Genomic DNA, 24,808 nt, shown 5'->3' on the forward strand with positions numbered 1-24,808 from the left:
CGGTCAGGCCGGATTGGGCTTGGAGAGGAAGAAGTCGAGGCCGGAGAGCATCTCGGCCACCGTCCCCTTCGCGGAGTCGGCCCCGCGCACCCCCTGCTGGAGGGCGCTGCACATCCGGGCCTGGAAGTCGGAGCCCGCGCCCGTGAACCAGGCGGGCGGGTCGATCGCGGGGTGCTCCGCCGCCGGGGCGTACGAGGATTGCGGGTCGAGCTTCGCGTACGCCTTCGACCCGACGACCGGCAGGTAGGCGGGGATGTGGCCCGCCTGCGCCCACGTCATGCTGCCCTTGAGGAGTTCGGCGACGAGCTGGTGCGCCGCGCGCCGCCGCCCCTCGTCGGCGTGGTCCTGGTGCGGCAGCACGAAGGAGTGGCTGTCGGCGTACGAGGCCGGGGAGCCGAACAGCGTCGGCATCGGCGAGGCCCCGAGGTCGAACTTCGCGCCCTGGAAGGTGGGCAGTTCCCACTCCCCGGAGAAGATGAACGGGGACTGCCCGGTGGTGAAGGCGGCGACCCCGGCGGGGTAGTCCATCGTCCGCGAGTCGACGACGGCCTTCTTGAAGAACTCCACCACCTCGACCATCTTGTCCCGGTCGACCCCCGGCTTCCCGCCCGAGAGGTCGAACGCGCCACCGGTCTGGCTGTACAGCCCCCAGAACATGCGCCATGCCTGCGCGGTGTCGTTGAACAGGCCCATGATCGGGCCGAGTTTCCCCTTCCGCTTGCGCAACTGCTCCGCCATCTCCAGGAAGTGCGCGGGCGACTCGGGCGGCAGCAGCCGCCCGTCGCTGTCGAGCAGCCCGGCCTTGTCCATGACGGCGCGGTCGTAGAAGACGACGAAGGGGTGCGTGTCGAGGGGGATCGCGTACGGCTCTTTCTCGTACCTACCGAGCGCCCGCACGCGCGGGTTGATCCGCTCCTGCGGGACGCCGAACTCCTCCAGGAGCGCGGTGTCCCAGGGGTCGAGCAGCCCGCCCGGCGCGTACCCGGCGAGCCGCGAGAGGTGCATGATCGCGAGGTCGGGGGCACGGCCGCCCGCCGAGGCCATCGCGAGCTTCGTGTAGTACGCGGCGCCCCAGTCCAGGACGGTGTCCTCGGGGTCGAGCCCGGGGACGTCCTCGCGCACCTTCGCGAGCATCTGGCGCATGAGCGCCCCGTCGCCACCCTGGAAGAGGTGCCAGAAGCGCACCTTGCCCGCCGAGGAGGACACCGAGCCCGCCACCGAGCCGCAGGCGGACAGGGCCGGTGCGAGCGCGGCGGCCGAGAGCCCGGCGAGGGTGCCGCGCAGCAGACCGCGTCTCGTCGTCGTGACGGTCACCGCGCGTCCCCCTCCGTGCCCCGCTCGTAGGCGGCGGGCCGCAGTTGGGCCTCGCGCACCCGGCTGACGTCGAGCTTCTCCGAGCGGTCGAAGCGGTAGACGCCGTTCTGCTCCTGGAAGACGTCGGTGAGCTGCGTGTAGCAGTAGCCGAACATGAGCGGGTCGTCGAGCAGGACGCCCGTCAGGCCCTCGAAGCGCGTGTGGAACTCCTCCTCGTCACGCGGCCGTTGCCCGTACCCCCACGAGACATCGCGGTCCTCGCCCGCCGCCGCGGCCTCCTCCGGGTGCCACCAGATGCCGCCGAACTCGCTGACGAAGTAGGGCTGTCCGCGGTACGGGAGCGACCACACCTCGTCGGGGTTCTGGTCCTGCGGGTTCATGAACGGGGTGCCCTCGGCGAGACCTTCCATCTGCTTCGCGAAGGCGGCCGGGTCCTGCTCGTAGCTGTGCGAGTCGTACACGTCCGTCTCGGCGACGCGGTGCGCGTAGCCGGAGGCGTCGATGACCGGGCGCGAGGAGTCGGCGGCCTTCGTCGCGAGGAACATCGCGCGCGTCACGTCGTCGAGCTGCGTGCGGCGGTCGTGCAGCCGCTGGTGCGTCTCGTTGAGCGGGCACCAGCCGACGATCGAGGGGTGCGCCTGGTCGCGCTCGACGGCCTCCAGCCACTGGTGCACGAAACCGGCGGTCGGCTGCTGGTTGTCCCAGGCGGTGCCGCCGCCCGTGTGCGCGCCCCAGTCGCCGAACTCGCCCCACACGAGGTAGCCGAGCCGGTCGGCGTGCCACAGGAAGCGCTCCTCGAAGACCTTCTGGTGCAGCCGCGCCCCGTTGAAGCCCGCCGCGAGGGAGAGCTCGATGTCGCGTACGAGCGCCGCGTCGTCCGGAGCCGTCATAAGGCCGTCCGGGTACCAGCCCTGGTCGAGCACGAGGCGCTGGAAGACCGGCTTCCCGTTGAGCAGGAACCGCTTCCCGTCGAGCGAGACCGCGCGCAGTCCCGCCGTGCTCACGGCCCGGTCGACGACCTCTCCGTCCGCGTCGGTCACTTCGAGCAGCACCTGGTACAGGTGCGGGTCCTCGGGCGACCACGTCCGCTGCCGCGCGGGCGGTACGGCGAGGACGAGGCGGGGCGCGAGGTCGAGATCGGCCCGTACCGCCGCCTGCGCGACCGTCCCCTCCGCGTCGAGCAGCCGCGCCCGCACACGGTGTCCCGGGCGGTTGGCGGAGAGCGGGAGTTCCAGGTGGAAGCAGCCGCCCGCGAGGTCCGGCGTGACGCGCGGGCGGCGCAGGTGCACCTCGGCGACCGGTTCCAGCCACACCGTCTGCCAGATGCCCGTCACCCGCGTGTAGTTGCACGCGTGGTTCGCGTACTCGGTGGACTGCTTGCCGCGCGCCTGCGGGCCGTGCGCGGCGTCCCGGGCGCGCACGACGATCACGGCCTCCTCGCCCGGCGCCGCGACCCCGCCCAGATCCGCGCTGAACGGGGTGAACCCGCCGCTGTGCCGCGCCACCTCGGTGCCGTTGACCCACACCGTCGCGTCGTGGTCGACGGCGCCGAAGTGGAGCACCGGGCGTCGCCCGGCCCACTCGGCGGGGATCGTCACGGTACGGCGGTACCACACGGCGTGCAGGAAATCGGTGTCCCCGATTCCCGACAACTCGGACTCGGGACAGAACGGCACGGTGATCCGCTCGGGCAACTGCCGCCCTGCGAGGCCGCGTTCGAGACCGCTGTCACCGGGGTCGCGCGCGAACTCCCACGTGCCGTTGAGATTCAGCCACTCCGCACGCGCGAAAGAGGGACGCGGGTACTCGGGCCGGGGCACCTCGGGGCCGGCATCGAGCGGATGCGGACAGATGCCGTCGTACTCGGGCATGAACTCTCCTCGCGGGGACACCACTTGGGAAGACAACTTGGTGGGATCACATGTCAGCACTCGGATTACATCGTTGTAAAGAGGTGGTGGCGGGGTTTCCTGCGTGTGACGGAAGGAGCACGGAACGCCCCGTTCCGGGGGTGGGGGCGAAAGGGACGAATCGGGGAGGTGGTCGGGGTGAGGTGCTCGGGGCGAGGCGGGGCGAGACGTGCCCGCCGCCGCACACGCGTCCGCCCGGGGTCCGCGCATCGCCATGTCGGATTTCCGCCAGCCCCGCCCCCCGGAATGTCGCATGCTTGAGGCATGTCAGTCACTCCAGGGGCGGCCCCGGAAACCGCCGCGACCAGCGCCCTCGTCAGCGGCCCGCAAGGCGCTCTGCACGCCGACCGGGACCGGTGCGTGCGCGCCGTCCGCTCGCGCGACGCGCGGTTCGACGGGTGGTTCTTCACCGCCGTCACGTCGACCGGCATCTACTGCCGCCCCAGCTGTCCGGCCCTCACCCCCCGGCCCGAGAACATGGTCTTCCTGCCGAGCGCCGCCGCGTGCCAGCAGGCCGGTTTCCGCGCCTGCAAGCGGTGCCGCCCCGACGCGAGCCCCGGCTCGCCCGAGTGGAACCACCGCGCCGACCTCGTGGCCCGCGCCATGCGGCTCGTCGCGGACGGCGTCGTGGACCGCGAGGGCGTGCCCGGACTCGCCGCACGCCTCGGCTACAGCGCCCGCCAGATCGAGCGCCAGCTGGGCGCCGAACTCGGCGCCGGACCGCTCGCCCTCGCCCGCGCCCAGCGCGCGCAGACCGCGCGCCTGCTCATCGAGACGACCGCGCTGCCGATGGCGGACATCGCCTTCGCCTCGGGGTTCTCCTCGATCCGCACCTTCAACGAGACCGTCCAGGAGGTCTACGCCCTCGCCCCCTCGGCGCTGCGTGCCCGCGCCGGGGGCACCGCCGCGCCCGGCGCCGGTACGGTACGGCTCCGCCTCCCGCTGCGCGGCCCCTTCACCCCCGACAACCTCTTCGGCCACCTCGTCGCGACCGCGGTGCCCGGCGTCGAGGAGTGGCGCGACGGCGCCTACCGCCGCACCCTCGACCTCCCGCACGGACCCGGCATCGTCGCGCTGAGCCCCACCCCCGAGTACGTGGACTGCCGCCTGCGGCTGCGGGAGCTGCGCGACCTGCCCGCCGCGATCAGCCGCTGCCGCCGCCTCCTCGACCTCGACGCCGACCCGGAGGCCGTGGACACGGCCCTCGCGGCCGACCCCGACCTCGCGCCGCTCGTGCGCAAGGCACCGGGCCGCCGCCTACCGAGGACGACGGACGAGGCCGAGTTCGCGGTACGCGCCGTGCTCGGGCAGCAGGTCTCCACCGCCGCGGCCCGCACCCACGCGGGACGCCTGGCCGAGGCGTACGGCACCCCGGTCGAGGACCCCGACGGCGGCCTCACACACCTCTTCCCCAACCCGGCCGCGCTGGCCGCGCTCGACCCCGAACAGCTCGCGATGCCGCGCAGCCGTCGCCGCACCCTCCTCGGCCTCGTCGGAGCCCTCGCCTCGGGCACGCTCGCGCTCGGCGCGGACAGCGACTGGGACCTCGCCCGCGCGCGGCTCGCCGAGCTGCCCGGCATCGGGCCCTGGACCGTCGAGATCATCGCCATGCGGGCGCTCGGCGACCCCGACGCCTTCCCCGTCACCGATCTCGGCGTCCGCCAGGCCGCCGAAGCCCTCGGCCTGCCCGCGACCCCGGCGGCCCTCACCCGCCGCGCCGCCGCCTGGCGCCCCTGGCGCGCCTACGCGACGCAGTACCTGTGGGCGACGTCCACGCACCCCATCAACCTCATGCCCACCGCCTGACCCCGAGGACGTGTTCTCCGTGCACCGCGTACACACCCTGACCGACAGCCCCCACGGCACCCTCACCCTCGTCGCGACGGACGGCCTGCTCAGCGGCCTCTACCTGCCGCGGCACCGCCACCGCCCCGCCGAGGAGACCTTCGGCGAGCGCGACGAACGCCCCTTCGGGCCGGCGCTCGACCAGCTCGGCGCCTACTTCGCGGGCGAGGTCACGACCTTCGACCTGCCGCTGCACCAGGAGGGCACGCCCTTCCAGCGCACCGTCTGGGACGCGCTCGTCCGCATCCCGTACGGCGAGACCCGGAGCTACGGACAGCTCGCCGCCGCCCTCGGCAAACCCGGCGCCTCCCGCGCCGTGGGCCTCGCCAACGGCCGCAACCCGATCAGCATCGTCGTCCCCTGCCACCGCGTCGTCGGTGCGAACGGCAGCCTGACGGGGTACGCGGGCGGCGTCGAGACGAAGAAGTCGCTGCTCGCCTTCGAGCGGGGGCGGACGGGGGCGACGGAGAGCGGGTCGCTCGGCGAGGAGACGCTGTTCGCGCTGTCCTGACCGGCGGGTTCCACACTCCTGACCGGCGGGTCCGGCCCGGACGGAGCCCGGACGCCGGGTTCCTGCGAGGATGCGGGAGACCTTGTCCGGGCGCGCCTCGTCGGCGGAGACGGAGGCGGAGGCGGGGCCGCCCCGACTCACCGCACCCGCAGCACGAGCTTGCCGCCCGCCCTCCCCGACAGGCTCCGCCCGGCCGCCGTACGCCAGTCCTCCAGCGGGTGGACGCCCGCGAGCGGGACCGCGAAGCGTCCCTCGGTCGCCCGCCGCGCGTACACCGGCAGGGCGTGGTGGTGGTACGCGTTGCCCTCCTCGCCGAACTGGTAGCGCACGCCCAGCTCCTCCGCCGCCGCGAAGTCGCTCATCGTCATGATGTCGCGCGGCGCCGCGACGGTACGGATCAGCTCCGGCAGCCCGCCGCTGGGCGGCGCCGCGTCGAGGGCCAGGTCCACGTCGCCGCCGGCCAGTTCCCGTACCCGGGCCGCCATGCCCTCGCCGTACGGGGTGACCTCCGCGCCGAGCCCGCGCAGCTCCTCCGCCCGCCTCTCCCCGGAGGTCGCGAGGACCCGCGCGCCCTGGTGGAGCGCGATCTGCACGGCGGCGTGGCCCACGGTCGAACCGGCGCCGTGCACCAGGACGGTCAGCCCCGGCGCGGTGTCCGCGGTGACGCCGAGCCCGGCGAGGCCCCGGTGCGCCGTCTCGACGGCCATCGGGAGCGCGGCGGCCTCGGCCGGGTCGAGCTTCTCCGGGCGCGGGAACCACACGTCCAGGAGGGCGTGGTCAGCCGCTCCCGCGCTCGGCCCGGTGAAGGGCACGGGCCCGAAGACCTCGTCGCCGACCGCGACGCCGCTCACGTCCGCGCCGAGCGCGTCGACCGTGCCCGCGACCTCCAGGCCGATCCCGCGTGGCAGTTCCCCGGCGAAGAGGCCGCCCGCGAGCGCCCAGTCGGCCGGTGTCAGGCCGCACATCGTCACGGCCACGCGGATCTGCGCGGGCCCCGGCTCGGGCGCGGGGGCCTCTTCGAGCCGGATCACGTCGAGCGCGGGTCCGTGCGTGTGGAAGCGCAGAGTACGCATGAGGGTCTCCCGGTGGGTGCGCCGAAGTGACAGCAGGTGCTGTCGTCACTCCACCGTAGCAAAGTGACGACAGCACCTGCTGTCACTCGGGATTCTCCCTACACTGGCCCCATGGCACGCTGGGAAGGCAATACGCGCGGGCGGCTCGAACGAGCGGCGCTCGACCTCTTCACGGAGCAGGGCTACGACCGCACGACGGTCGCGGAGATCGCCCGCCGCGCGGGGCTGACGGAACGGTCCTTCTACCGCTGGTACACGGACAAGCGGGAGGCGCTCTTCGGCGGCGGCCAAGAACTGGAGGAACTGCTCGTCGCCGCGGTCGCCGAGGTCCCCGAGGGCACGGCCCCGCTCGACACCCTCCTGCGCGCCTTCGCCAAGGCCCCCGAGGTCTTCCGGCCCCGCGAGTTCCTGCGCGCCCGCGCCGCCGTCATCGCGGCCAGCCCGCCCCTGCGCGAACGCGAACTGATCAAGACGGCCTCCATGTCGGCGGCGCTCAAGAAGGCACTGGAGAACCGGGGGCACCCCCCGGTGTCCGCCCGCCTCGCGACCGACGCGGCCATGGCGATCGTGCGGGTCGCGGGGGAGCGGTGGGCGGCCGACGAGTCGGCGGACTACGGGACGCTCCTGCACGACGCGGAGAAGGAACTGCGGGCGATCGTCTGCCCCTGAGCCCTGCGGGCGTTCGTCTGCCCCCGAGCCCCGCGGGCATTCGTCGCCCCGAGCCCCGCGGGCCCTGAGGCCGCGTCCGCCCGATCCGGTTCCGGAGTGGGTCCTGCGGCTCAGAGCAGCCCCTCGCGCACCGCCCCGCGCACGGTCGGCACGCTCGCCACGTAGCCGAGTGAGCGCAGCAGGCCGCCGTCCGTACGGCCGTTCCACGGGTCCTCCAGGGGCTCGGCGGACGGAGGGTACTCGGCGCCCACGAGAGCGGCGGCCTCGTAGGTCGTGACGGGGGCCTCGTCCACGAGGTTGACCGTCCGGCCGTCCATGGCCCCGGTGAGCGCCAGCCGGACGGCGCCCGCGACGTCGCGGTGGTGCACGAGGGAGTGCGCCTGTGCGGGGTGCGTCTTCCAGGAGGCGGCGAGTCCCGGCAGGCTTTCGAGGTGGCCGTCCCCCTCGCCGTACACGAAGCCGAAGCGCAGGACGGACCAGTTCAGGCCGCTCTCCCTGACCAGCGCCTCGGCGAGCAGCTTCGTCGCGGGGTAGGGGGCCTCGGCGGTCGTGGGGTCGTCCTCGCCCGCGGGGCGCGTGCGGCCCGCCCCGTAGACGAGACTGGTGCTCGCGAGCAGGAAGCGTGCCTCGGGCGCCTGCGCGCGCACCGCGTCGAGGAGCGTGCGGGTGCCCTCGACGTTGACGCGGCGGATGGTCTCGGCGTCGGGCGTGCGCAGGACCGCGGCCAGGTGCAGGACGTCGGTCACGCCCTCCAGCGCGCCTGCGAGCGAGTCCGGTTCGAGGATGTCGCCGTGGACGGGTGCGACGCCCTCGGGGAGGGTCTTGTCCGCCCGGACGAGCGCGCGGACGTCGATGCCGGCCGCGACGAGACGGGGCAGGAGGCGCGTGCCGACGAGCTCCCGGCGGGGGACTCGAGGCGTGCTCCCCGCGGACGCTTCGCCGTCCGGCCGCTCGCTCAGCCCTCCGTCTCGCCCGGCAGCACCCCGTCCACCAGCTCCACCGTCCCCTCGCCGCGGTCGAGCACGTCGAGCGCCGCCGTCACGCGTGCCGCCAGTGGCGGGGGAAGGAACTCGGCGAGGCGCGTCCTCGGCACCATGCGCCACGAGAGCAGCTCGGACTCCTGGAGCCGGATCGCGCCGAGCTGCCGCTCGGTCAGCACCCCGCCGTCGTACAGGTGCATGACGATCGGCGGGCGCCCCGGACCGCGCGCCCAGTCGACCGCGAGGAGCCGCCCGAGCGGCAGGTCGAGGCCGATCTCCTCCAGCGTCTCGCGCCGTGCCCCCTCACGCGGCGACTCGCCCGTGTCCGACTCCACGGTCCCGCCGGGGACGCCCCAGCCGGGCCGGTAGTCGGGCTCGACGAGCAGCACCCGCCCCTCCGTGTCCCGGAAGAGCGTCGCCGCCGCCGCGAGTACGCGGGGCAGGCCCGCGATGTAGTCGGCGTACTCGCTGTCCACTTCGTCCTGACTCACGGTCACCAACCTAACCTCCACCGCGCGGGCCCGCCTCGACTTCCGCCCACTCCCCGGACGCGCCCGGGCCGCCGCGCGCCCCGCCGGTTAGGGTCGCTGCGGTGTGCGCGACCGGGGAGGTACGGCGGCGCGTACGCGACGAAGCCGCGTGAAGGAGTGTTGTGACCGAGGAGCAGGGGCGCCCGACGAGGGTGCTGATCGCCGCCGACAAGTTCAAGGGCTCGCTCACCGCCGTCGAGGTGGCGGAGCGGGTGGGCGCCGGGCTGCGGTCCGTGCGGCCGGGGCTCGCCGTCGAGGCGCTGCCGGTCGCGGACGGGGGCGACGGTACCGTCGCCGCCGCCGTCGCCGCGGGGTTCACGCGGCACGAGGCGGCCGTGACCGGTCCGCTCGGCGAGCCCCGTACCGCCGCCTTCGCCCTGCGCGCGGACACCGCCGTCGTCGAGATGGCCGAGGCGAGTGGCCTCCAGCACCTGCCCCCGGGGCGCTTCGCGCCGCGCACCGCGACGACGTACGGGACCGGTGAGTTGCTGCGCGCCGCGCTCGACGCGGGCGCGCGGAGCATCGTGCTCGGCGTCGGGGGCAGCGCGACGACGGACGGCGGGGCGGGGATGCTCACGGCGCTCGGCGCCCGGTTCCTCGACGACACGGGCGCCCAGGTCGGCCCGGGCGGCGGCGGGCTCGCCGCGCTCGCGCGCGCGGACCTGAGCGGCCTCGACCCGCGCCTGGCCGCCGTGGACCTCGTCCTCGCCTCAGACGTCGACAACCCGCTGACGGGCGAACACGGCGCCGCCGCCGTCTACGGCCCGCAGAAGGGCGCGGACCCCGAGGACGTCGCGGCGCTCGACGCGGCGCTCGCGCACTACGCCCGGGTCCTGGAGGCGGCCGAGCACGCCGCGGCGCCGGGCGCGGGCGCGGCGGGCGGCCTCGGCTACGGCGCGCTCGTGGGGCTCGGCGCGCGCTTCCGGCCCGGCATCGAGGTACTGCTCGACGTCCTCGGCTTCGCGCCCGCGCTGGAGCGCGCGGACCTCGTCATCACCGGAGAGGGCTCGCTCGACGCGCAGACGCTGCGCGGCAAGGCGCCCGCCGGGGTGGCCGCGGCGGCCCGCGCGCGCGGCGTCGAGGTCGTCGCCGTGTGCGGCAGGCTCGCGCTGGCAGCGGAGGAACTGCGCGCGGCGGGCATCGCGGCCGCGTACCCGCTCACCTCGCTCGAACCCGACGTGGACACGTGCGTCCGCGAGGCGGGCCCGCTCCTGGAGCGACTCGCGGCCCGCATCGCGCACGAGCATCTGTAGCGGGCACGGGGCTGACCCCCAGGGCCGATCCCCCGGGCCGACGCGAAGGGCCCCGCACCTCCGGGCAGGAGGTGCGGGGCCCTTCGCACGACGTGAATGCCGTTACGGCAGCCGTACCGCCCGTGCCTCGCGACGGTTGCCCCGGAAGTTGTTGACCCGGCGCGCGGTCGCGAAGAGCGGGATGACGGCGGCGAGCACGAGCTGGAGCGCGCAGCCCGTCTGGAGCAGCAGCTGTCCGCCCGGGGCGTCGAAGGCCCAGGCGGCGAGGAGCCCCATCGCCGCGACGATCCAGCTGAGCATCGCCACGGCGAGCGGCCCGCGCGGCTTCGGGTACTCGACGCGGCTCACCATGAGCCACGCCGTCCCGATGATCGCGAGCAGCGTCGCCACGAACGGCAGTTCCAGGAGTACGACGGACACGACCGTGAGCGCCCCGAACGGGCTCGGCATCCCCTGGAAGACGCCGTCACGCAGCGTCACGCAGGAGAAGCGGGCGAGCCGCAGCACCACCGCGAGGAGCACCACGATCGCCCCGAGCGCGGCGACTCTCTGATGCGCGTCGTCCGCGACGAGCCCGTACACGAGCACGAAGTAGGCCGGCGCCAGACCGAAGCTGATCAGGTCCGACAGGTTGTCCAGCTCGGCGCCCATCGGCGAGCTGCGCAGCTTGCGGGCCACGAGGCCGTCGAAGAGGTCGAAGACCGCCGCGCACAGCATGAGGATCACCGCGGTCGCCGCCGAGTGACGCGCCATGCCGAACTCGTCACTGCCGGTGAGGTGCGGGATGAGGATGCCCGTGGTGGTGAAGTACACCGCCATGAACCCGCACGTCGCGTTGCCGAGCGTGAGGGCGTCCGCGATCGAGAGGCGCAGGGAGAGGGGCATCTCGGGCTCGCCCGCCTCGTCGGCGTCGAGCCCCCACGGGTTCCCGGTCTCCGGGTCGTGTGTCTCGCGGTCGTGGGTACCGCGGTCAGTCACGGTCAATGCGAGTCACCCCCGCGAGCGTCGGCTGCCCGACCTCCACGGCGACCTCGACCCCCTCCGGCAGATAGAGGTCCACGCGGGAGCCGAAACGGATCAGCCCGATCCGCTCGCCCTGCTCGACCTTCGTGCCGCTGGGCACGTACGGGACGATGCGGCGCGCCACGGCCCCGGCGATCTGGATCATCTCGATGTCGCCGAGCTCCGTGTCGAAGTGCCACACGACGCGCTCGTTGTTCTCGCTCTCCTTGTTGAAGGCGGGCACGAAACCACCGGGGAGGTGTTCCACGGAGGTGATGGTGCCGGCCAGCGGAGCGCGGTTGACGTGCACGTTGAGCGGGCTCATGAAGATCGCCACGCGCGTGCGGCCGTCCTTCCACGGCATGACGCTCTGCACCACTCCGTCGGCGGGCGAGATGACCCTGCCCTCGGAGATCTCGCGCTCGGGGTCGCGGAAGAACCACAGCATGCCCGCGGCGAGGGCCGTGGCCGGTACCGCGAGCGCCGCCGCGCGCCCGGAGCGGCGGGCGCGGCCGAGGGAGAGGGCCGCCGTGGCGACGGTGGGCAGCAGCCAGGGAGAGGCGCCGCGGGCCAGGCGGACCCGGCCGCGAGTTACAGGGGTGTGGCTGTCGGGCATGGATGACCTTCGTAGCGGATGAATGCCGCGCGGACGAGACGGGGGACGGCGGCTTTCCGGGGATGGTATCGGTTGCGGCCCGCAACTGGGCAAGCCAGGAAGCGAGTCGACGGGCGAACAGCCCTCACCGGATGTGATCAGGGGCACCTCCGCGCAGGCGAGGCAGACCCGTCGGTCCTTCCGTCGGTCTTCTCATCATCCCACGCCAACTTCCTGTGTGACAGGGATCTCGCCGGGCGGTACGGGGCACGGGCGGTACGGAGCACGGCCGGACGGAGCGCGGGCGGGGTGCCGCGCCGCGCGGCCCCGCGCACGCGCCCCTCACTCCGGCGCCACGAACGAGGTCGTACGGCTCAGGCCCGCCGCGCGGCCCTTGCCCGCGACGACGAGCGCCATCTTGCGGCTGGCCTCGTCGATCATCTCCGTGCCGAGCATCGCCGCACCCCGTGCCCCGCCCGCGGCCGAGGTGTGGTGGGCGTACGCGTCGAGGATCAGCTCGGCGTGGTCGTAGTCCGCCTGCGCGGGCGCGTAGACCTCGTTCGCCGCCGCGATCTGCGCCGGGTGCAGGACCCACTTCCCGTCGAAGCCGAGCGCGGCGGAGCGCCCCGCGACGGCGCGGAAGCCGTCCTCGTCGTGGATCTGGAGGTAGGGGCCGTCGATCGCCTGGAGCCCGTGGGCGCGCGCGGCCATGAGGATCTTCATGAGGATGTAGTGATAGGCGTCGGCGCCGTACCCGGGCGGCTGCTCGCCGACGACGAGCGTCTTCATGGCGATCGAGGCCATGAAGTCGGCCGGGCCGAACACGAGGGTCTCCAGGCGCGGGGAGGCCGCGGCGATCGCGTCGACGTCGACGAGCCCCCGCGCGTCCTCGATCTGCGCCTCGATGCCGATACGCCCCACCTCGAAGCCCATGGCCCGCTCGATCTGCGACAGCAGCAGGTCGAGGGCGACGACCTGCCCCGCGTCGCGGACCTTCGGCAGCAGGAGGCAGTCCACGTGCTGCCCGGCGCCCTCGACGACCGTCACGACGTCGCGGTAGGTCCACTGCGTCGTCCAGTCGTTGACCCGCACGACCCGCGTCCTGCCGCCCCAGCCGCCCTCGTTGAGGGAGCGCACGACGTTCTCGCGCGCCTCCGCCTTCGCGAGCGGCGCCACGGCGTCCTCCAGGTCGAGGAAGACCTCGTCGGCGGGCAGCGACCGCGCCTTGTGGAGGAAGCGCGGGTTGCTGCCGGGCACGGCGAGGACGGAGCGGCGCGGGCGGACGGGACGCGTGCCTGGCGTGCCGGTCATGCGGGACCTCCGGGAGGAACGGCTGGTACGTGCTCCTCCCGACCCTACGGGGGGTGATCACCGCACTCCGGCGGGGGCACGGTGACGCCCGGCGCGGGAGGCGGCGGGGGCCTTGTGCGCCCCGTGCTCGCGCGCCGCGGGGGCTGGGGGCGCCGCCGGGGACTCGTACGTGCCGAGCGCCGCCCGCAGCGTGCCCGCCCACTCGCCCGTCGTGACGCCGGCGCGCACGCAGTCCAGTGTCGCGTCCATGAGGCAGTCCCCGTCGAGGGCCGCGTCGGCGAGCCCGTCGAGGCTCTGGCCCACGCTCGGCCACAGGTAGGGGTCGGCGAGGCCCTGCCTGTCGGTGGACTCCTCGCGGGTCTCGCGCCAGCGCGCGAGCGCGGCGACGGCGGCCGCCTCCTCGCCCGGCCAGGTGTCCGAGGCGCGGCGCGAGGGCAGGGCGCCGGGGCGGAAGGCCCAGCGGGGCAGGGAGGCGGAGGTGTACGCGGCCAGGTCGCCCCGCAGCCGCAGTGCGAGCGCGGTCGCCGCGGGCCGGTCCTCGTACGTCGTGCCGCTCAGTTCGTCGGCCCCGAGGCCGTGTTCCTCGGCGGCGACCAGGCACAGGGCGAGCAGCCACATCCCGGTGGGGCCGCCGGGGAGCGCGAGCCGCACGCGGCCGAGCGGGACGCCGTCGAACAGCCGCCGTACGTCGCCGAGGTGAGCGAGCGCCACACCCTCGCGCCCGAAGGCGCCGGCCGCTGCCGGGTCGCCCGGGTCGAAGCCCGCGCGCGTCGGCGCGTCGCACACGAGGGCGAGGGTGGCCGTACCAGTGGTCCTGGAGAGGTCGAGGGTGTCCTTCACGGGTGCCTCCGGCGGGGGGCTGTGGCGTGGCGGCCCGTGGAAGGACCGCCCGGACTTCCTCAACGTATGGCACGCGGTGTCAGCCAGCAAGGAGCTTTTGCTACTCGCGAGTATCGATATGGCAAAGGTGGCGCTCGGATGAGCGATGATCGATCATCCCAAGTGGGGCAAGGGTTATGTCCGGCTGATGGGCGGAAATGATCGATCGCGCTGGCGCGGGGTGAGGGCTTTCCCGCCCGGGTGCGGTCGTGGCACGATGGGCGGGTAGAGGTGATCTTGGCACTGCGTGCCGCACCTGCGGGGGTGGTGCGGGATGCGGGAAAGGGGCGGCGGGACCGTACGGCCCGCCACCCCTCGCGGTGGAAGTTCTCCGACGCTCAGTCGCCCTGCGGGCGCAGCGCCTCCTTGATCGTGCGCATCACCTCGTCGAGCGGCGCGTCCGTGCGCGCCACCGTCACGAGCACCTCGCCGCGCGCGCTCGCCGTCGCGGCGGGCCCGGGCCTGCCCGGCGTGAGCCCGCCGACCGCGAAGTTGGCGCCGACCGTGGCCCGTACGATCGCGAAGGCGCGGTCGAGCTGGGACATGACATCGCCCTCGCCGCCGACCCGCAGCCAGCGCCGCAGGACGTGGTTGTGCGCGGTCACGACGGCCGAGGCCGCGACCTCGGCGAGCAGCGGCTCGTCGTTGCCGTTCTGCTCGTGCTCGTCGAAGTGGCCGAGGAGATAGCGCGTGAAGAGGCGCTCGTAGCGCGAGACGGAGGCGATCTCGCGCTCGCGCAGCGTCGGCACCTCGCGCGTCAGCTTGTAGCGCTCGACGGAGACCTGAGGCGCCGCCGCGTACATCTTCATGACCTCTTTGATGCCCCGGCAGACCGTGTCGAGCGGATGCTCGTGCGCGGGCGCCGCCTTCAGTACGTCCTCCACGCGCACGAGGGTGTCGTCGTGGTCGGGGAAGATCGCCTCCTCCTTGGAGCGGAAGTGGCGGAAGAAGGTCCGGCGGGCGACCCCGGCGGCGGCGGCGATCTCGTCGACGGTCGTCGCCTCGTACCCCTTCGTCGCGAAGAGCTCCATCGCGGCGGACGCCAGCTCGCGGCGCATCTTGAGGCGTTGGGCCGCGGCCCGGCCGCCGGAGCCGTTCTCGGTACCCGCCGGGGCCGGTGGCGGGGCGGTACGGGACGCGGAGGGGGGCGACGGAGGCGTGGCCGACTGGGACATGCACCCGAACGTACTGCATCGCGCCGCGCGCGTGTGCGCTGGCCGCCGCTCGCGGCCCCTCCCGCGCGCCCCTCGCCCGCCCCCCGCGCCGGCCGCGCCCGCACCCCCGCTCCCCGCTCCGATGAGCGGCGTTCGCGCGTGATGAGCGGGCGGGTGTGTCCGCTGTCCCCGGACGGGTGAACTGGTCAACGAGGAAGGGGGTTTCCTTCTCCCTGGCCCCCTGACCCGGCACCGCTTCAGCCGCTACGCTCGGCTGCCATGAACAAAGAGTTGCGTGCGCTCACGGACCGCTTACGGTGCGAGGCGGTGGTGGAGGGGGAGCGGGCGGTCGAGGAGTGCGAACGACTGGCACGCGCGGCCGGGCCCGAGGAACTGGCCGGGGTGCTCAGCGACCCGGGCCGCCCGCTGTGGGCCAGGGAGCTCGCGGCCTACCGCCTCGGCACCGCCAAGGACCCGCGCGCCTTCGAGACCCTCGTCCTCTTCCTCAACCACCGGGACCCGCAGCGCTGCGCCACCGCTGCCCAGGCCCTCGCCGCGCTCGGCGATCCCAGGACCGCGCGGGCCGCCGCCGCGCTCGCCACCAACGAACTGCGCGTCGCCTACGCGGGGCAGGCCGTTCGGCTCCTCACCACGCTCCGCGCGCCGGAGTCCGTGCCCGCGCTCATCGCGACGCTGGAGCGGCGGCTCGTGCGCAACGACCCCTACCGCAACGTGGCGCTCGCGTGCGTCGCCGGGCTCGGCGTGCTCGGCGACCGGCGGGCGCGCCGCGTCCTCCAGGCCGCCGAACAACACCCGGGACTCGGCGCCGCCGCCTCCGCCGCGCTCGCCCGCATCCCGGCCCCGCGCAACCGGCGCCCCGCGGAACTGCGCAAGAAGGAGGCGGGGGCCGGGGGCTGAGACCGGCCCCGCGCCGACGGCCGGTCCCGGGGGCGTACGGGCCGTGCGCCACCGGCTCACAGAAGGCTGAGCTGGGTCGGGCCCGCCGGCTCGGACCCCCGCGCGTGCTCCGGGGCGTGCGAAGGCGGTACGTGCGCCTGGGGGGTGGGCGGTGCGCCGTCCCCCGTATCGCCGTGCCGTCCGCCGCCCCCGCTCCGCTCGGCGCGCCACGTGGCGGCGCGGCGTTCGCCCATGCCGTAGGCGCGGGCGAGTTCGTGGACCTGGCGCGTGATGCGGCGCTGGTACCACGTCGGCGCGTAGGCGCCGTCCCCGTACAGGCGCCGGTAGGGCCCGACGAGGCGCGGGTGCTCGCGGGCGAGCCAGGACATGAACCACTCGCGCGCGCCGGGCCGCAGGTGCAGGACGAGCGGTGTGACCGAGGTGGCGCCCGCTTCGGCGATGGCCCGCACCGTCGCGTCCAACTGCTCGGGGCTGTCGCCCAGGTACGGGATGACGGGGGCCATGAGGACGCCGCAGTCCAGGCCGCGCTCGCCGAGGCGCCGTACGACGTCGAGCCGCCGCGCGGGAGCCGGGGTGCCGGGCTCGACCGTGCGCCACAGCGTCTCGTCCGTGAATCCGACGGAGACGGAGACGCCGACCTGCGTCACGCGCGCCGCCTCGGCGAGCAGCGGCAGGTCGCGGAGGATCAGGGTGCCCTTGGTGAGGATGCTGAAGGGGTTGGCGTAGTCGGTGAGCGCCGTGATGATGCCCGGCATGAGCGCGTACCGGCCCTCGGCCCGCTGGTAGCAGTCCACGTTGGTGCCCATCGCGACGTGCTCGCCGTGCCAGCGCGGGGAGGCGAGGCGCTTGCGGAGCAGTTCGGGGGCGTTGACCTTGACGACGATCTGGCTGTCGAAGCCGAGGCCCGTGTCGAGGTCGAGGTAGCTGTGCGTCTTGCGCGCGAAGCAGTAGACGCAGGCGTGCGAGCAGCCCCGGTAGGGGTTCACGGTCCATTCGAAGGGCATCCGCGAGGCGCCGGGGACGCGGTTGACGATCGAGCGGGCGCGTATCTCGTGGAAGGTGATGCCCGCGAACTCGGGGGTGTCGAAGGTACGGGTCGTGACGGACTCGGCGGAGAACAGCGCGTTCCTCGCGGTCGTGGTGTCGGTGGCGGTGTCGGTCAGGTTGTCCCAGCGCATGGCGGCCTCCTCGGGGTAGCGGACCGGCTGCGTGTGCGAGCGAGTCGCTCGCTTTCGAACAATAGAACACTTGTTCCCTTGATCGCTGGGAGGCTGGATTTGGCGGCGTGGCCCCGCGGTGGTTGGGTGGGCCCCACCGCCGCATCGGCGGGCGTGTGAGAACACCCGGTGAAGTCCCTGGAGGTAGTGCAATGGCGCAGGTCGAGGCGACGACGGAGCGGATCATCGCGGCCGGCCCCGAGGACGTCTTCGACGCGCTCGCCGACTACAGCGGCACGCGCGAGAAGCTCCTGCCCGAGCAGTTCAGCGAGTACGAGGTGCGCGAGGGCGGCGACGGCGAGGGCACCCTCGTGCACTGGAAGCTCCAGGCGACGAGCAAGCGGATCAGGGACTGCCTCCTGGAGGTCAGCGAGCCGCAGGACGGCGAACTCGTCGAGAAGGACCGCAACTCCTCGATGGTGACGACGTGGACCGTGACCCCGAGCGGTGAGGGCGCCTCGCGCGTCGTCGTCACGACGACGTGGGACGGGGCCGGGGGCATCGGCGGGTTCTTCGAGAAGACGTTCGCCCCGAAGGGACTGGCGCGGATCTACGACGCCGAACTCGCGAAGCTCGCCGCGCACTTCGGGGGCTGACTCCGCGCGGTGCGTCCTCGCGGGCTCTGCCCCGGACCCCGCTCCTCAATCGCCGGAGGGGCTGATCCTGTCGCCCCTCCGGCGATGCGCCGCCCCTCCGGCGTCAACACGCTGCTGCGCCTCCCGCCGTTCCGGTGTCACTGAGATGAGTGGATCTCCGTGTCCCCTCTGCCATACGCCGTAAGGCCCTCACCGGCGCAGATGTCCGCGCGCCCGCGCACAACCACCCCTTCCTCCCCACTCTTCGTACTTGCGTCGCCACGGAACGCGATGCGAGAACTGTCCCCGCACGGGCGGACGAAGGGGACAAGGGTGAGCGGTACGACGCTGGCGGAGAACTGGCCGGGGCTCGACGAGCGGGGTGGTGCGCCCCTCGCCAAGCCGGCGCCCCCTCTCCCCGTACCCTCGCGGGCGGACGAACCGCCGCCACCGCAGGCGCCGCCGGAGCTGACCCGCGCGCAGCTGCGCACCGTCTTCCTCGGGCTCATGCTCGCGCTGCTCCTCGCGGCCCTCGAACAGATGATCGTCGCGACGGCGCTCCCGAAGATCGTCGGCGAGTTGCACGGCCTCGACCGCATGTCGTGGGCGATCACCGCGTACCTGCTCACCTCGACGGTCGGGCTGCCGATCTACGGAAAGCTCGGCGACCTCTTCGGGCGCAAGGGCGTCTTCCAGTTCGCGATCCTCGTCTTCGTCGTCGGCTCCGCGCTCGCGGGCTGGTCCCGCTCGATGGACCAGCTCATCGCCTTCCGCGCCATCCAGGGCATCGGCGCGGGCGGGCTGATGATCGGGGTGCAGGCGATCATCGGGGACATCGTGCCGCCGCGCGAACGCGGCAAGTACATGGGCCTCATCGGCGCCTCCTTCGGTCTCGCCTCCGTCGCGGGACCGCTCCTCGGCGGCTTCTTCACCGACCACGTCTCCTGGCGCTGGTGCTTCTACTTCAACGTCCCCTTCGGTCTGCTGACGCTCGTCGTCGTCACCCTCGTCCTGAAACTGCCGCGGCCGCGCCGCAAGGCGAAGCTCGACGTGCTCGGCGCGACCCTGCTCGCCATCGCCTCGGCGTGCCTCGTGCTGCTCACGAGCTGGGGCGGCACCGAGTACGCGTGGGGCTCGCGCATGATCATCGGGCTCGGCGCGGGCGCCGTCGTGAGCTCCGCGCTCTTCCTGCTCGCCGAGCACTACGCCACCGAACCGCTCATCCCGCTGCGCCTGTTCCGCGAGCGCGCCTTCAACGTCACGGGACTCGTCGGCGCCGTCGTGGGCGTCGCGCTCTTCGGCGCGGCGAGCTACCTGCCGACCTACCTCCAGATGGTCGACGGGGCGAGCGCCACCGAGTCCGGGCTGCTCATGCTGCCGATGATGGGCGGCGTCGTGATCGCCTCGATCGTCGCCGGACAGCTCATCACACACACCGGGCACTACCGGATCTACCCGATCCTCGGCGGCGTCCTCTCGACGCTCGGCATGTGGCTCCTGTCCCGCCTGGAGATCGGCACCTCGCGGTTCGCGTACAGCGTGTGGATGGCCGTGCTCGGCGCCGGGATCGGGCTCATCATGCCGGTCCTCGTCCTCGCCGTACAGAACGCCGTACGCCCCGGCGACCTCGGCACGGCGACGAGCGCGAACAACTACTTCCGGCAGATCGGCGGCAGCGTGGGGGCCGCGATCTTCGGCACCCTCTTCGCGAGCCGCCTCGCCGACGCGCTCGCCGACCGGCTGCCCGCGGGCGCCGGTGACACCCTGCCCGACCCCGAGTCCGTCACCCCGCAGCTCGTGCACCACCTCTCGGCGCCGCTGCGGGACGGATTCATCCAGGCGTACGCCGACGCGATGCCGAGGATCTTCCTCTACCTCGTGCCGGTGCTCGCCCTCGGCCTGCTGATCGCCTGCTTCCTGAAGGAGACCCCCCTCGTGTCCACCGCCGCAGCCCACACCCCCGCCGAGCCCGCCGGGCCGGGGCCCGAGGCGCTCGCCGACACCACCGAAGTGCGCCTCCCCGCGAGCCGCGCCCCGCACGCGGGCCCCGGGGTCCCGGTGTGCGGCAGCGTCCAGCACCCGGACGGCAGCCCCGTCCCGCGCGCCGCGCTCACGCTCATCGACATCGGGGGCCAGCAGGTCGGGCGCGGCGCGAGCGGCGAGGACGGCAGGTACGCGCTCGCGACGCCCGGCATCGGCTCGTACGTGCTCATCGCCGCCGCCGGGGGCCACCAGCCGCAGGCGGTCACGGTGACGGTCGCGGAGCGGCCGGTGGAACTGGACGTCGTGCTCGGCGGGGCGGGGCGGCTCGCGGGGCGGGTCAGGACGGCGGACGGCACACCGGTGGCGGGCGCCTCGGTGACGCTCACGGACGTACGCGGCGAGGTCGTCGCGCACGCGCGCTCGGAGCACGACGGGGCGTACGTGCTCGACGACCTCGTCGCGGGCGAGTACACGCTCGCCGCGAGCGCGACCGCCTTCCGCCCCGCCGCGCTGCCGCTCACCGTGCAGGCGGCGCGCGAGACCCGGCAGGACGTCGAACTGGCCGGGGGAGCGGTGCTGCGCGGCACGGTACGGGCCAGGGGCGGGCGCCCCGTCGAGGACGCGCGCGTGACGCTGCTCGACGCGGCGGGCAACGTCGTGGACTCGCTCACGACCGAGGCCGACGGCAGCTTCCGCTTCGTGGACCTGTCCTCCGGCGAGTACACGGTCATCGCGGCGGGCTACCCGCCGGTCGCCACGGTCCTCCAGGTGGCGGGCGGTGGCCGCACGGAACGCGACCTGCTCCTGGGGCACGAGGACTGACCGCCTCCCCCGCGACCGGCGGTCCCGGCCGCCTCCCCTGCCGGGCCGTCCCGGCGCCCGTCCTCCTCCCGCGGTGTCGTCCGGGAGGAGGACGGGCGCTTTTCGGCCGGCCGCACCCACCCGGCGCACCCCCCCGCACTCCCCGCGCACGCCGCCCGCGTACGGAATCCGTCAAGAGCGCCCCGCGCGCCATATGGACGGCGTCAACAGCGCTCCCGAGCGCCGGAATCCGCGTTTCGATCGGAACGTATCCAACCGTTCAGATCCGTGGAAACGCACGGCTTAGCTCTCAGGAGTCAACGATGGCCGATCTGGCCTTCGTGGCCACCATGCTCGCGGTGTTCGCGCTCGTGGCCCTCGTCGCGAAAGGGGTGACGAAGCTGTGACCGCCGAAAACATCACCGGGCTTCTCGTCGCCCTCGCCCTCCTCGTGTACCTCGTCCTCGCGCTGGTCCGTCCGGAGAGGTTCTGAGCGGCGACATGAGTCCTGTTCTGGCAGGAATACTCCAGTTGCTCGCGCTCGTCGTCGCTCTCGGCCTCTCGTACCGGCCGCTCGGCGACTACATGGCGCGGGTGTATTCCTCGCCCCGCCACCTCCGGGTGGAGAAGTGGATCTACCGGGTCATCGGCGCGAATCCGGACACCGCGATGCGGTGGCCCGCCTATCTGCGCGGTGTGCTCGCCTTTTCCCTCGTGTCCCTCCTCTTCCTGTACGCGCTCCAGCGTCTCCAGGGAATCCTGCCCGGCTCGCTCGGTTTCTCCTCGATCGACCCGGACCAGGCGTTCAACACCGCCGCCTCCTTCGTCGCCAATACCAACTGGCAGTCCTATTACGGTGAGCAGGCGATGGGCCACGTCGTGCAGACCGGCGGCCTCGCGGTGCAGAACTTCGTCTCGGCCGCCGTCGGCATGGCCGTCGCGATCGCCCTCGTCCGGGGTTTCGCCCACCCGCGTCTTCTGGGCCGCAAGCTCGGCGCGGGCAACGGTGAGCTGGGCAATTTCTGGTCCGATCTCGTGCGCGGCACGGTCCGCGTCCTGCTGCCGATCGCCGCCGTCGCCGCCGTGCTGCTCGTCGCGTGCGGCGCGATCCAGAACTTCTCCGGCATCCACGAGGTCGGCCAGTTCTCGGGCGGGACGCAGCAGTTCAACGGGGGAGCGGTCGCCTCGCAGGAGGCGATCAAGGAACTCGGCACGAACGGCGGCGGCTATTTCAACGCCAACTCCGCGCATCCGTACGAGAACCCGAATCCGCTCTCCAATCTCCTGGAGATCTTCCTCATCCTGGTGATTCCGTTCTCCCTCACCCGCACCTTCGGCCGCATGGTCGGCTCGGTACGGCAGGGATACGCGATCCTCGCCACGATGGGCCTCATCTGGCTCGGTTTCACCGCGCTCATGATGTGGACCGAATTCGCCCACCACGGCCCCGCCTTCGACCTCGCGGGCGGCGCCATGGAAGGAAAGGAGACGCGGTTCGGGATCGGCGGTTCCTCGCTCTTCTCCGTCGCCACGACCCTCACCTCGACCGGCGCGGTCAATTCCTTCCACTCGTCCTTCACGGGACTCGGCGGCGGAATCACCATGCTGGGCATGCAATTGGGGGAGATCGCACCCGGTGGTGTCGGCTCCGGGCTCTACGGAATGCTCATCATCGCCGTCATCGCGGTATTCCTCGCCGGGCTCATGGTCGGCCGCACCCCCGAATACCTCGGCAAGAAGATCGGGCCGCGCGAGATCAAACTCGCCGCGCTCTACATCCTCGTCACCCCGGCGCTCGTCCTGTGCTTCACGGCCGCCGCGCTGGCGCTGCCCACGCCGGGGAACTCGATGACGAACTCGGGCCCGCACGGCTTCTCCGAGATCCTGTACGCGTACACCTCGGGCGCCAACAACAACGGCTCCGCGTTCGCCGGGCTCAACGCCGACACGCAGTGGTTCAACACCACGATCGGTCTGGCGATGCTCCTCGGCCGCTTCCTGCCGATGGTCTTCGTCCTCGCCCTCGCGGGCTCCTTCGCCACCCGGCGCCCCGTCCCCGAGACGGCCGGCACGCTCCGTACCGCGAAGCCCCTCTTCACCGGGGTGCTCACCGGCACCCTCCTCATCGTCACCGGACTCACCTACTTCCCCGCGCTCGCGCTGGGACCGCTCGCCGAAGGGCTCGCCTCATGAGCACCATCACCCCCGTCCGGCAACCGGCGCCGGACCAGCCGGAGCCCCCGGACACCACGGAACGCGTCGCCGGCGGCCTCTTCGACCCCGCTCAGCTCCTGCGGTCCCTCCCCGAGGCGCTGCGCAAGCTCGACCCGCGCGTCATGGTCAAGTCCCCGGTCATGTTCGTGGTCGAGATCGGCTCCGTCCTCACGACGGTCTTCGCCTGCCTCCACCCCGGGGACTGGTTCGGGTGGACGATCGCCGCGTGGCTGTGGCTCACGACGCTCTTCGCGAACCTCGCCGAGGCGGTCGCCGAGGGCCGCGGCAAGGCCCAGGCCGCGGCCCTGCGCCGTACCCGCGGCGAGACCGTCGCGCGCCGCCTGAACGGGACGGCCGAGGAACAGGTCTCCGGCGGCGCGCTGCGCGTCGGTGACCTCGTGGTGTGCGAGGCCGGGGACGTCATCCCGGGCGACGGGGACGTCGTCGAGGGCGTCGCCTCGGTCGACGAATCGGCCATCACGGGCGAGTCCGCGCCCGTCATCCGGGAATCGGGCGGCGACCGCTGCGCCGTGACCGGCGGGACCCGCGTCCTCTCGGACCGCGTCGTCGTCCGGATCACCGCGAAGCCCGGCGAGACCTTCATCGACCGCATGATCGGCCTCGTCGAGGGCGCCGCGCGTCAGAAGACCCCGAACGAGATCGCGCTGACGATCCTGCTCGCCTCGCTCACGATCGTCTTCCTCCTCGCCGTCGTCACCCTCCAGCCCTTCGCGCGTTACGCGGGCGCCGAACAGTCCGTCACGGTCCTCGTCGCGCTCCTGGTCTGCCTCATCCCGACGACGATCGGCGCGCTGCTCTCCGCGATCGGCATCGCGGGCATGGACCGTCTCGTGCAGCGCAACGTCCTCGCCACCTCGGGCCGCGCCGTCGAGGCCGCGGGCGACATATCGACACTGCTCCTGGACAAGACGGGCACGATCACGCACGGGAACCGCCGCGCGAGCGCCTTCCGTCCCGTCACCGGCGTCACCGAGGCCGAACTCGCCCGCGCGGCACGCCTGTCCTCGCTCGCCGACGAGACGCCGGAGGGCCGCTCCATCGTCGCGCTGGCACAGGAGCGGGAGCCGGGCCCGTACGAGCAGAGCCCCGCCGGGACGGTGACTGTGCCGTTCACCGCGCAGACCCGCATGTCCGGTGTGGACCTGCCGGCCGCGGGGACCCGCGTCCGCAAGGGCGCCGCGGGTTCCGTACGCGACTGGGTCCGCGCGTGCGGCGGCGAGCCCGGCGACGAGGCGGCCCGGATCGCGGACGAGATCGGCGGGAGCGGCGGTACCCCGCTGCTCGTCGCGGTCGAGGACGCGCACGGGGCTCGTGTCCTCGGCGTCGTCCACCTCAAGGACGTCGTGAAGGCGGGGATGCGGGAGCGGTTCGCGGAACTGCGCCGCATGGGCATCCGCACCGTCATGATCACGGGCGACAACCCGCTGACCGCCGCCGCCGTCGCGAAGGAGGCGGGCGTCGACGACTTCCTCGCCGAGGCGACCCCCGAGGACAAGCTCGCGCTCATCCGGCGCGAGCAGGCGGGCGGGCGGCTCGTCGCGATGACGGGCGACGGCACGAACGACGCGCCCGCGCTCGCCCAGGCGGACGTCGGCGTCGCGATGAACACCGGGACCTCGGCCGCCAAGGAGGCCGGGAACATGGTGGACCTCGACTCCGACCCCACCAAGCTCATCGAGATCGTCTCGATCGGCAAGCAACTGCTCATGACCCGGGGCGCGCTGACGACGTTCTCGATCGCCAACGACGTCGCGAAGTACTTCGCGATCATCCCGGCGATGTTCGCGGCGACGTATCCCGGGCTCGACAAGCTCAACCTCATGCGCCTCGACTCGCCCGAGTCGGCGATCCTCTCCGCCGTGATCTTCAACGCGCTGATCATCGTGGCGCTCGTCCCGCTCGCCCTCAAGGGCGTGCGCTACCGCGCGGCCGGAGCGGACCAGTTGCTCCGCCGCAACCTGGGCCTCTACGGCCTCGGCGGCCTGATCGCCCCCTTCCTCGGCATCAAGCTCGTCGACCTCCTCGTCTCGCTCATTCCCGGAATCGGGTGACC

At 73.3% G+C, this 24,808-nt stretch carries 21 protein-coding genes; 10 read left to right on the plus strand and 11 right to left on the minus strand.

The window, feature by feature from the left end:
• Positions 1–3 precede the first annotated feature (3 nt).
• Positions 4–1,314: an extracellular solute-binding protein gene (locus tag ACIP4O_RS19975; RefSeq protein WP_401576104.1), complete on the minus strand. Its 1,311-nt coding sequence runs from the start codon at positions 1,312–1,314 to the stop codon at positions 4–6.
• Positions 1,311–3,185, minus strand: coding sequence for a glycoside hydrolase family 2 protein (locus tag ACIP4O_RS19980; protein ID WP_401576106.1), 1,875 nt, complete (start codon positions 3,183–3,185; stop codon positions 1,311–1,313). The genes ACIP4O_RS19975 and ACIP4O_RS19980 overlap by 4 nt, the downstream gene beginning before the upstream one ends.
• Positions 3,186–3,560: 375 nt before the next feature.
• On the opposite strand from ACIP4O_RS19980, the gene ACIP4O_RS19985 reads away from it, so the two are divergent.
• Together ACIP4O_RS19985 and ACIP4O_RS19990 are read left to right on the plus strand one after the other, a co-directional pair.
• Positions 3,561–5,030 (plus strand): AlkA N-terminal domain-containing protein, encoded by a 1,470-nt coding sequence (locus ACIP4O_RS19985; protein WP_401576249.1) that lies wholly within the window; start codon positions 3,561–3,563, stop codon positions 5,028–5,030.
• A 19-nt stretch (positions 5,031–5,049) separates the two neighbouring features.
• Positions 5,050–5,580, plus strand: coding sequence for a methylated-DNA--[protein]-cysteine S-methyltransferase (locus ACIP4O_RS19990; RefSeq protein WP_401576108.1), 531 nt, complete (start codon positions 5,050–5,052; stop codon positions 5,578–5,580).
• A 137-nt stretch (positions 5,581–5,717) separates the two neighbouring features.
• On the opposite strand, the gene ACIP4O_RS19995 is transcribed toward ACIP4O_RS19990, so the two are convergent.
• On the minus strand, positions 5,718–6,653 hold the full coding sequence (locus tag ACIP4O_RS19995; protein WP_401576110.1) for an NADP-dependent oxidoreductase: 936 nt from the start codon (positions 6,651–6,653) through the stop codon (positions 5,718–5,720).
• A gap of 111 nt (positions 6,654–6,764) precedes the next feature.
• Here ACIP4O_RS19995 and ACIP4O_RS20000 point away from each other — a divergent pair, with 111 nt between their 5' ends.
• On the plus strand, positions 6,765–7,322 hold the full coding sequence (locus ACIP4O_RS20000) for a TetR/AcrR family transcriptional regulator (RefSeq protein ID WP_401576112.1): 558 nt from the start codon (positions 6,765–6,767) through the stop codon (positions 7,320–7,322).
• A 110-nt stretch (positions 7,323–7,432) separates the two neighbouring features.
• Here ACIP4O_RS20000 and ACIP4O_RS20005 read toward each other — a convergent pair whose 3' ends face one another.
• Together ACIP4O_RS20005 and ACIP4O_RS20010 are read right to left on the minus strand one after the other, a co-directional pair.
• A complete protein-coding gene (locus tag ACIP4O_RS20005) occupies positions 7,433–8,281 on the minus strand; it encodes an NAD-dependent epimerase/dehydratase family protein (RefSeq protein WP_401576251.1) in 849 nt (282 codons plus the stop codon).
• On the minus strand, positions 8,278–8,778 hold the full coding sequence (locus tag ACIP4O_RS20010) for an NUDIX domain-containing protein (protein WP_401576253.1): 501 nt from the start codon (positions 8,776–8,778) through the stop codon (positions 8,278–8,280). Before ACIP4O_RS20010 ends, ACIP4O_RS20005 begins: the two co-directional genes overlap by 4 nt.
• A gap of 206 nt (positions 8,779–8,984) precedes the next feature.
• On the opposite strand from ACIP4O_RS20010, the gene ACIP4O_RS20015 reads away from it, so the two are divergent.
• Positions 8,985–10,085: a glycerate kinase gene (locus tag ACIP4O_RS20015; protein ID WP_401576255.1), complete on the plus strand. Its 1,101-nt coding sequence runs from the start codon at positions 8,985–8,987 to the stop codon at positions 10,083–10,085.
• Between the two features lie 102 nt (positions 10,086–10,187).
• On the opposite strand, the gene pssA is transcribed toward ACIP4O_RS20015, so the two are convergent.
• The 5 genes from pssA to ACIP4O_RS20040 all read right to left on the minus strand — a co-directional run bounded on the left by pssA (position 10,188) and on the right by ACIP4O_RS20040 (position 15,047).
• Positions 10,188–10,970 (minus strand): CDP-diacylglycerol--serine O-phosphatidyltransferase, encoded by a 783-nt coding sequence (pssA, locus tag ACIP4O_RS20020; protein ID WP_007820160.1) that lies wholly within the window; start codon positions 10,968–10,970, stop codon positions 10,188–10,190.
• A gap of 85 nt (positions 10,971–11,055) precedes the next feature.
• Positions 11,056–11,703 carry a phosphatidylserine decarboxylase gene (locus ACIP4O_RS20025; RefSeq protein ID WP_401576114.1) on the minus strand — a complete coding sequence of 216 codons (648 nt, stop codon included), beginning with the start codon at positions 11,701–11,703 and terminating at the stop codon, positions 11,056–11,058.
• Between the two features lie 321 nt (positions 11,704–12,024).
• Positions 12,025–12,993 (minus strand): HpcH/HpaI aldolase/citrate lyase family protein, encoded by a 969-nt coding sequence (locus ACIP4O_RS20030; RefSeq protein WP_401576116.1) that lies wholly within the window; start codon positions 12,991–12,993, stop codon positions 12,025–12,027.
• A 57-nt stretch (positions 12,994–13,050) separates the two neighbouring features.
• Positions 13,051–13,833: a methylmalonyl-CoA mutase family protein gene (locus ACIP4O_RS20035; protein WP_401576117.1), complete on the minus strand. Its 783-nt coding sequence runs from the start codon at positions 13,831–13,833 to the stop codon at positions 13,051–13,053.
• A 377-nt stretch (positions 13,834–14,210) separates the two neighbouring features.
• Complete coding sequence (locus tag ACIP4O_RS20040) at positions 14,211–15,047, minus strand: TetR family transcriptional regulator (RefSeq protein ID WP_401576119.1); 837 nt, start codon at positions 15,045–15,047, stop codon at positions 14,211–14,213.
• A gap of 258 nt (positions 15,048–15,305) precedes the next feature.
• Between ACIP4O_RS20040 and ACIP4O_RS20045 the strand changes: the two genes are divergently transcribed.
• Positions 15,306–15,944: an adenylosuccinate lyase gene (locus tag ACIP4O_RS20045; RefSeq protein ID WP_401576121.1), complete on the plus strand. Its 639-nt coding sequence runs from the start codon at positions 15,306–15,308 to the stop codon at positions 15,942–15,944.
• A gap of 56 nt (positions 15,945–16,000) precedes the next feature.
• Here ACIP4O_RS20045 and ACIP4O_RS20050 read toward each other — a convergent pair whose 3' ends face one another.
• Entirely contained in the window at positions 16,001–17,122 is a 1,122-nt protein-coding gene (locus ACIP4O_RS20050; RefSeq protein ID WP_401576123.1) for an Rv2578c family radical SAM protein, read from the minus strand.
• A 191-nt stretch (positions 17,123–17,313) separates the two neighbouring features.
• Here ACIP4O_RS20050 and ACIP4O_RS20055 point away from each other — a divergent pair, with 191 nt between their 5' ends.
• From ACIP4O_RS20055 to kdpB, 5 genes are all read left to right on the plus strand, one after another.
• Positions 17,314–17,757: an SRPBCC family protein gene (locus ACIP4O_RS20055; protein WP_401576124.1), complete on the plus strand. Its 444-nt coding sequence runs from the start codon at positions 17,314–17,316 to the stop codon at positions 17,755–17,757.
• Between the two features lie 312 nt (positions 17,758–18,069).
• Positions 18,070–20,541, plus strand: coding sequence for an MFS transporter (locus ACIP4O_RS20060; protein ID WP_401576126.1), 2,472 nt, complete (start codon positions 18,070–18,072; stop codon positions 20,539–20,541).
• 382 nt (positions 20,542–20,923) lie between these two features.
• Positions 20,924–21,013, plus strand: a complete 90-nt coding sequence (gene kdpF, locus ACIP4O_RS20065; protein WP_164288599.1) for a K(+)-transporting ATPase subunit F — start codon at positions 20,924–20,926, stop codon at positions 21,011–21,013.
• Positions 21,014–21,021: 8 nt separating this feature from the next.
• A complete protein-coding gene (gene kdpA, locus ACIP4O_RS20070) occupies positions 21,022–22,713 on the plus strand; it encodes a potassium-transporting ATPase subunit KdpA (protein ID WP_401576128.1) in 1,692 nt (563 codons plus the stop codon).
• A complete protein-coding gene (gene kdpB, locus ACIP4O_RS20075; RefSeq protein WP_401576130.1) occupies positions 22,710–24,806 on the plus strand; it encodes a potassium-transporting ATPase subunit KdpB in 2,097 nt (698 codons plus the stop codon). Before kdpA ends, kdpB begins: the two co-directional genes overlap by 4 nt.
• The last annotated feature ends 2 nt before the right edge of the window (positions 24,807–24,808 follow it).

This window comes from Streptomyces sp. NPDC088923 (genome assembly GCF_044749745.1).
GTDB lineage: Bacteria > Actinomycetota > Actinomycetes > Streptomycetales > Streptomycetaceae > Streptomyces.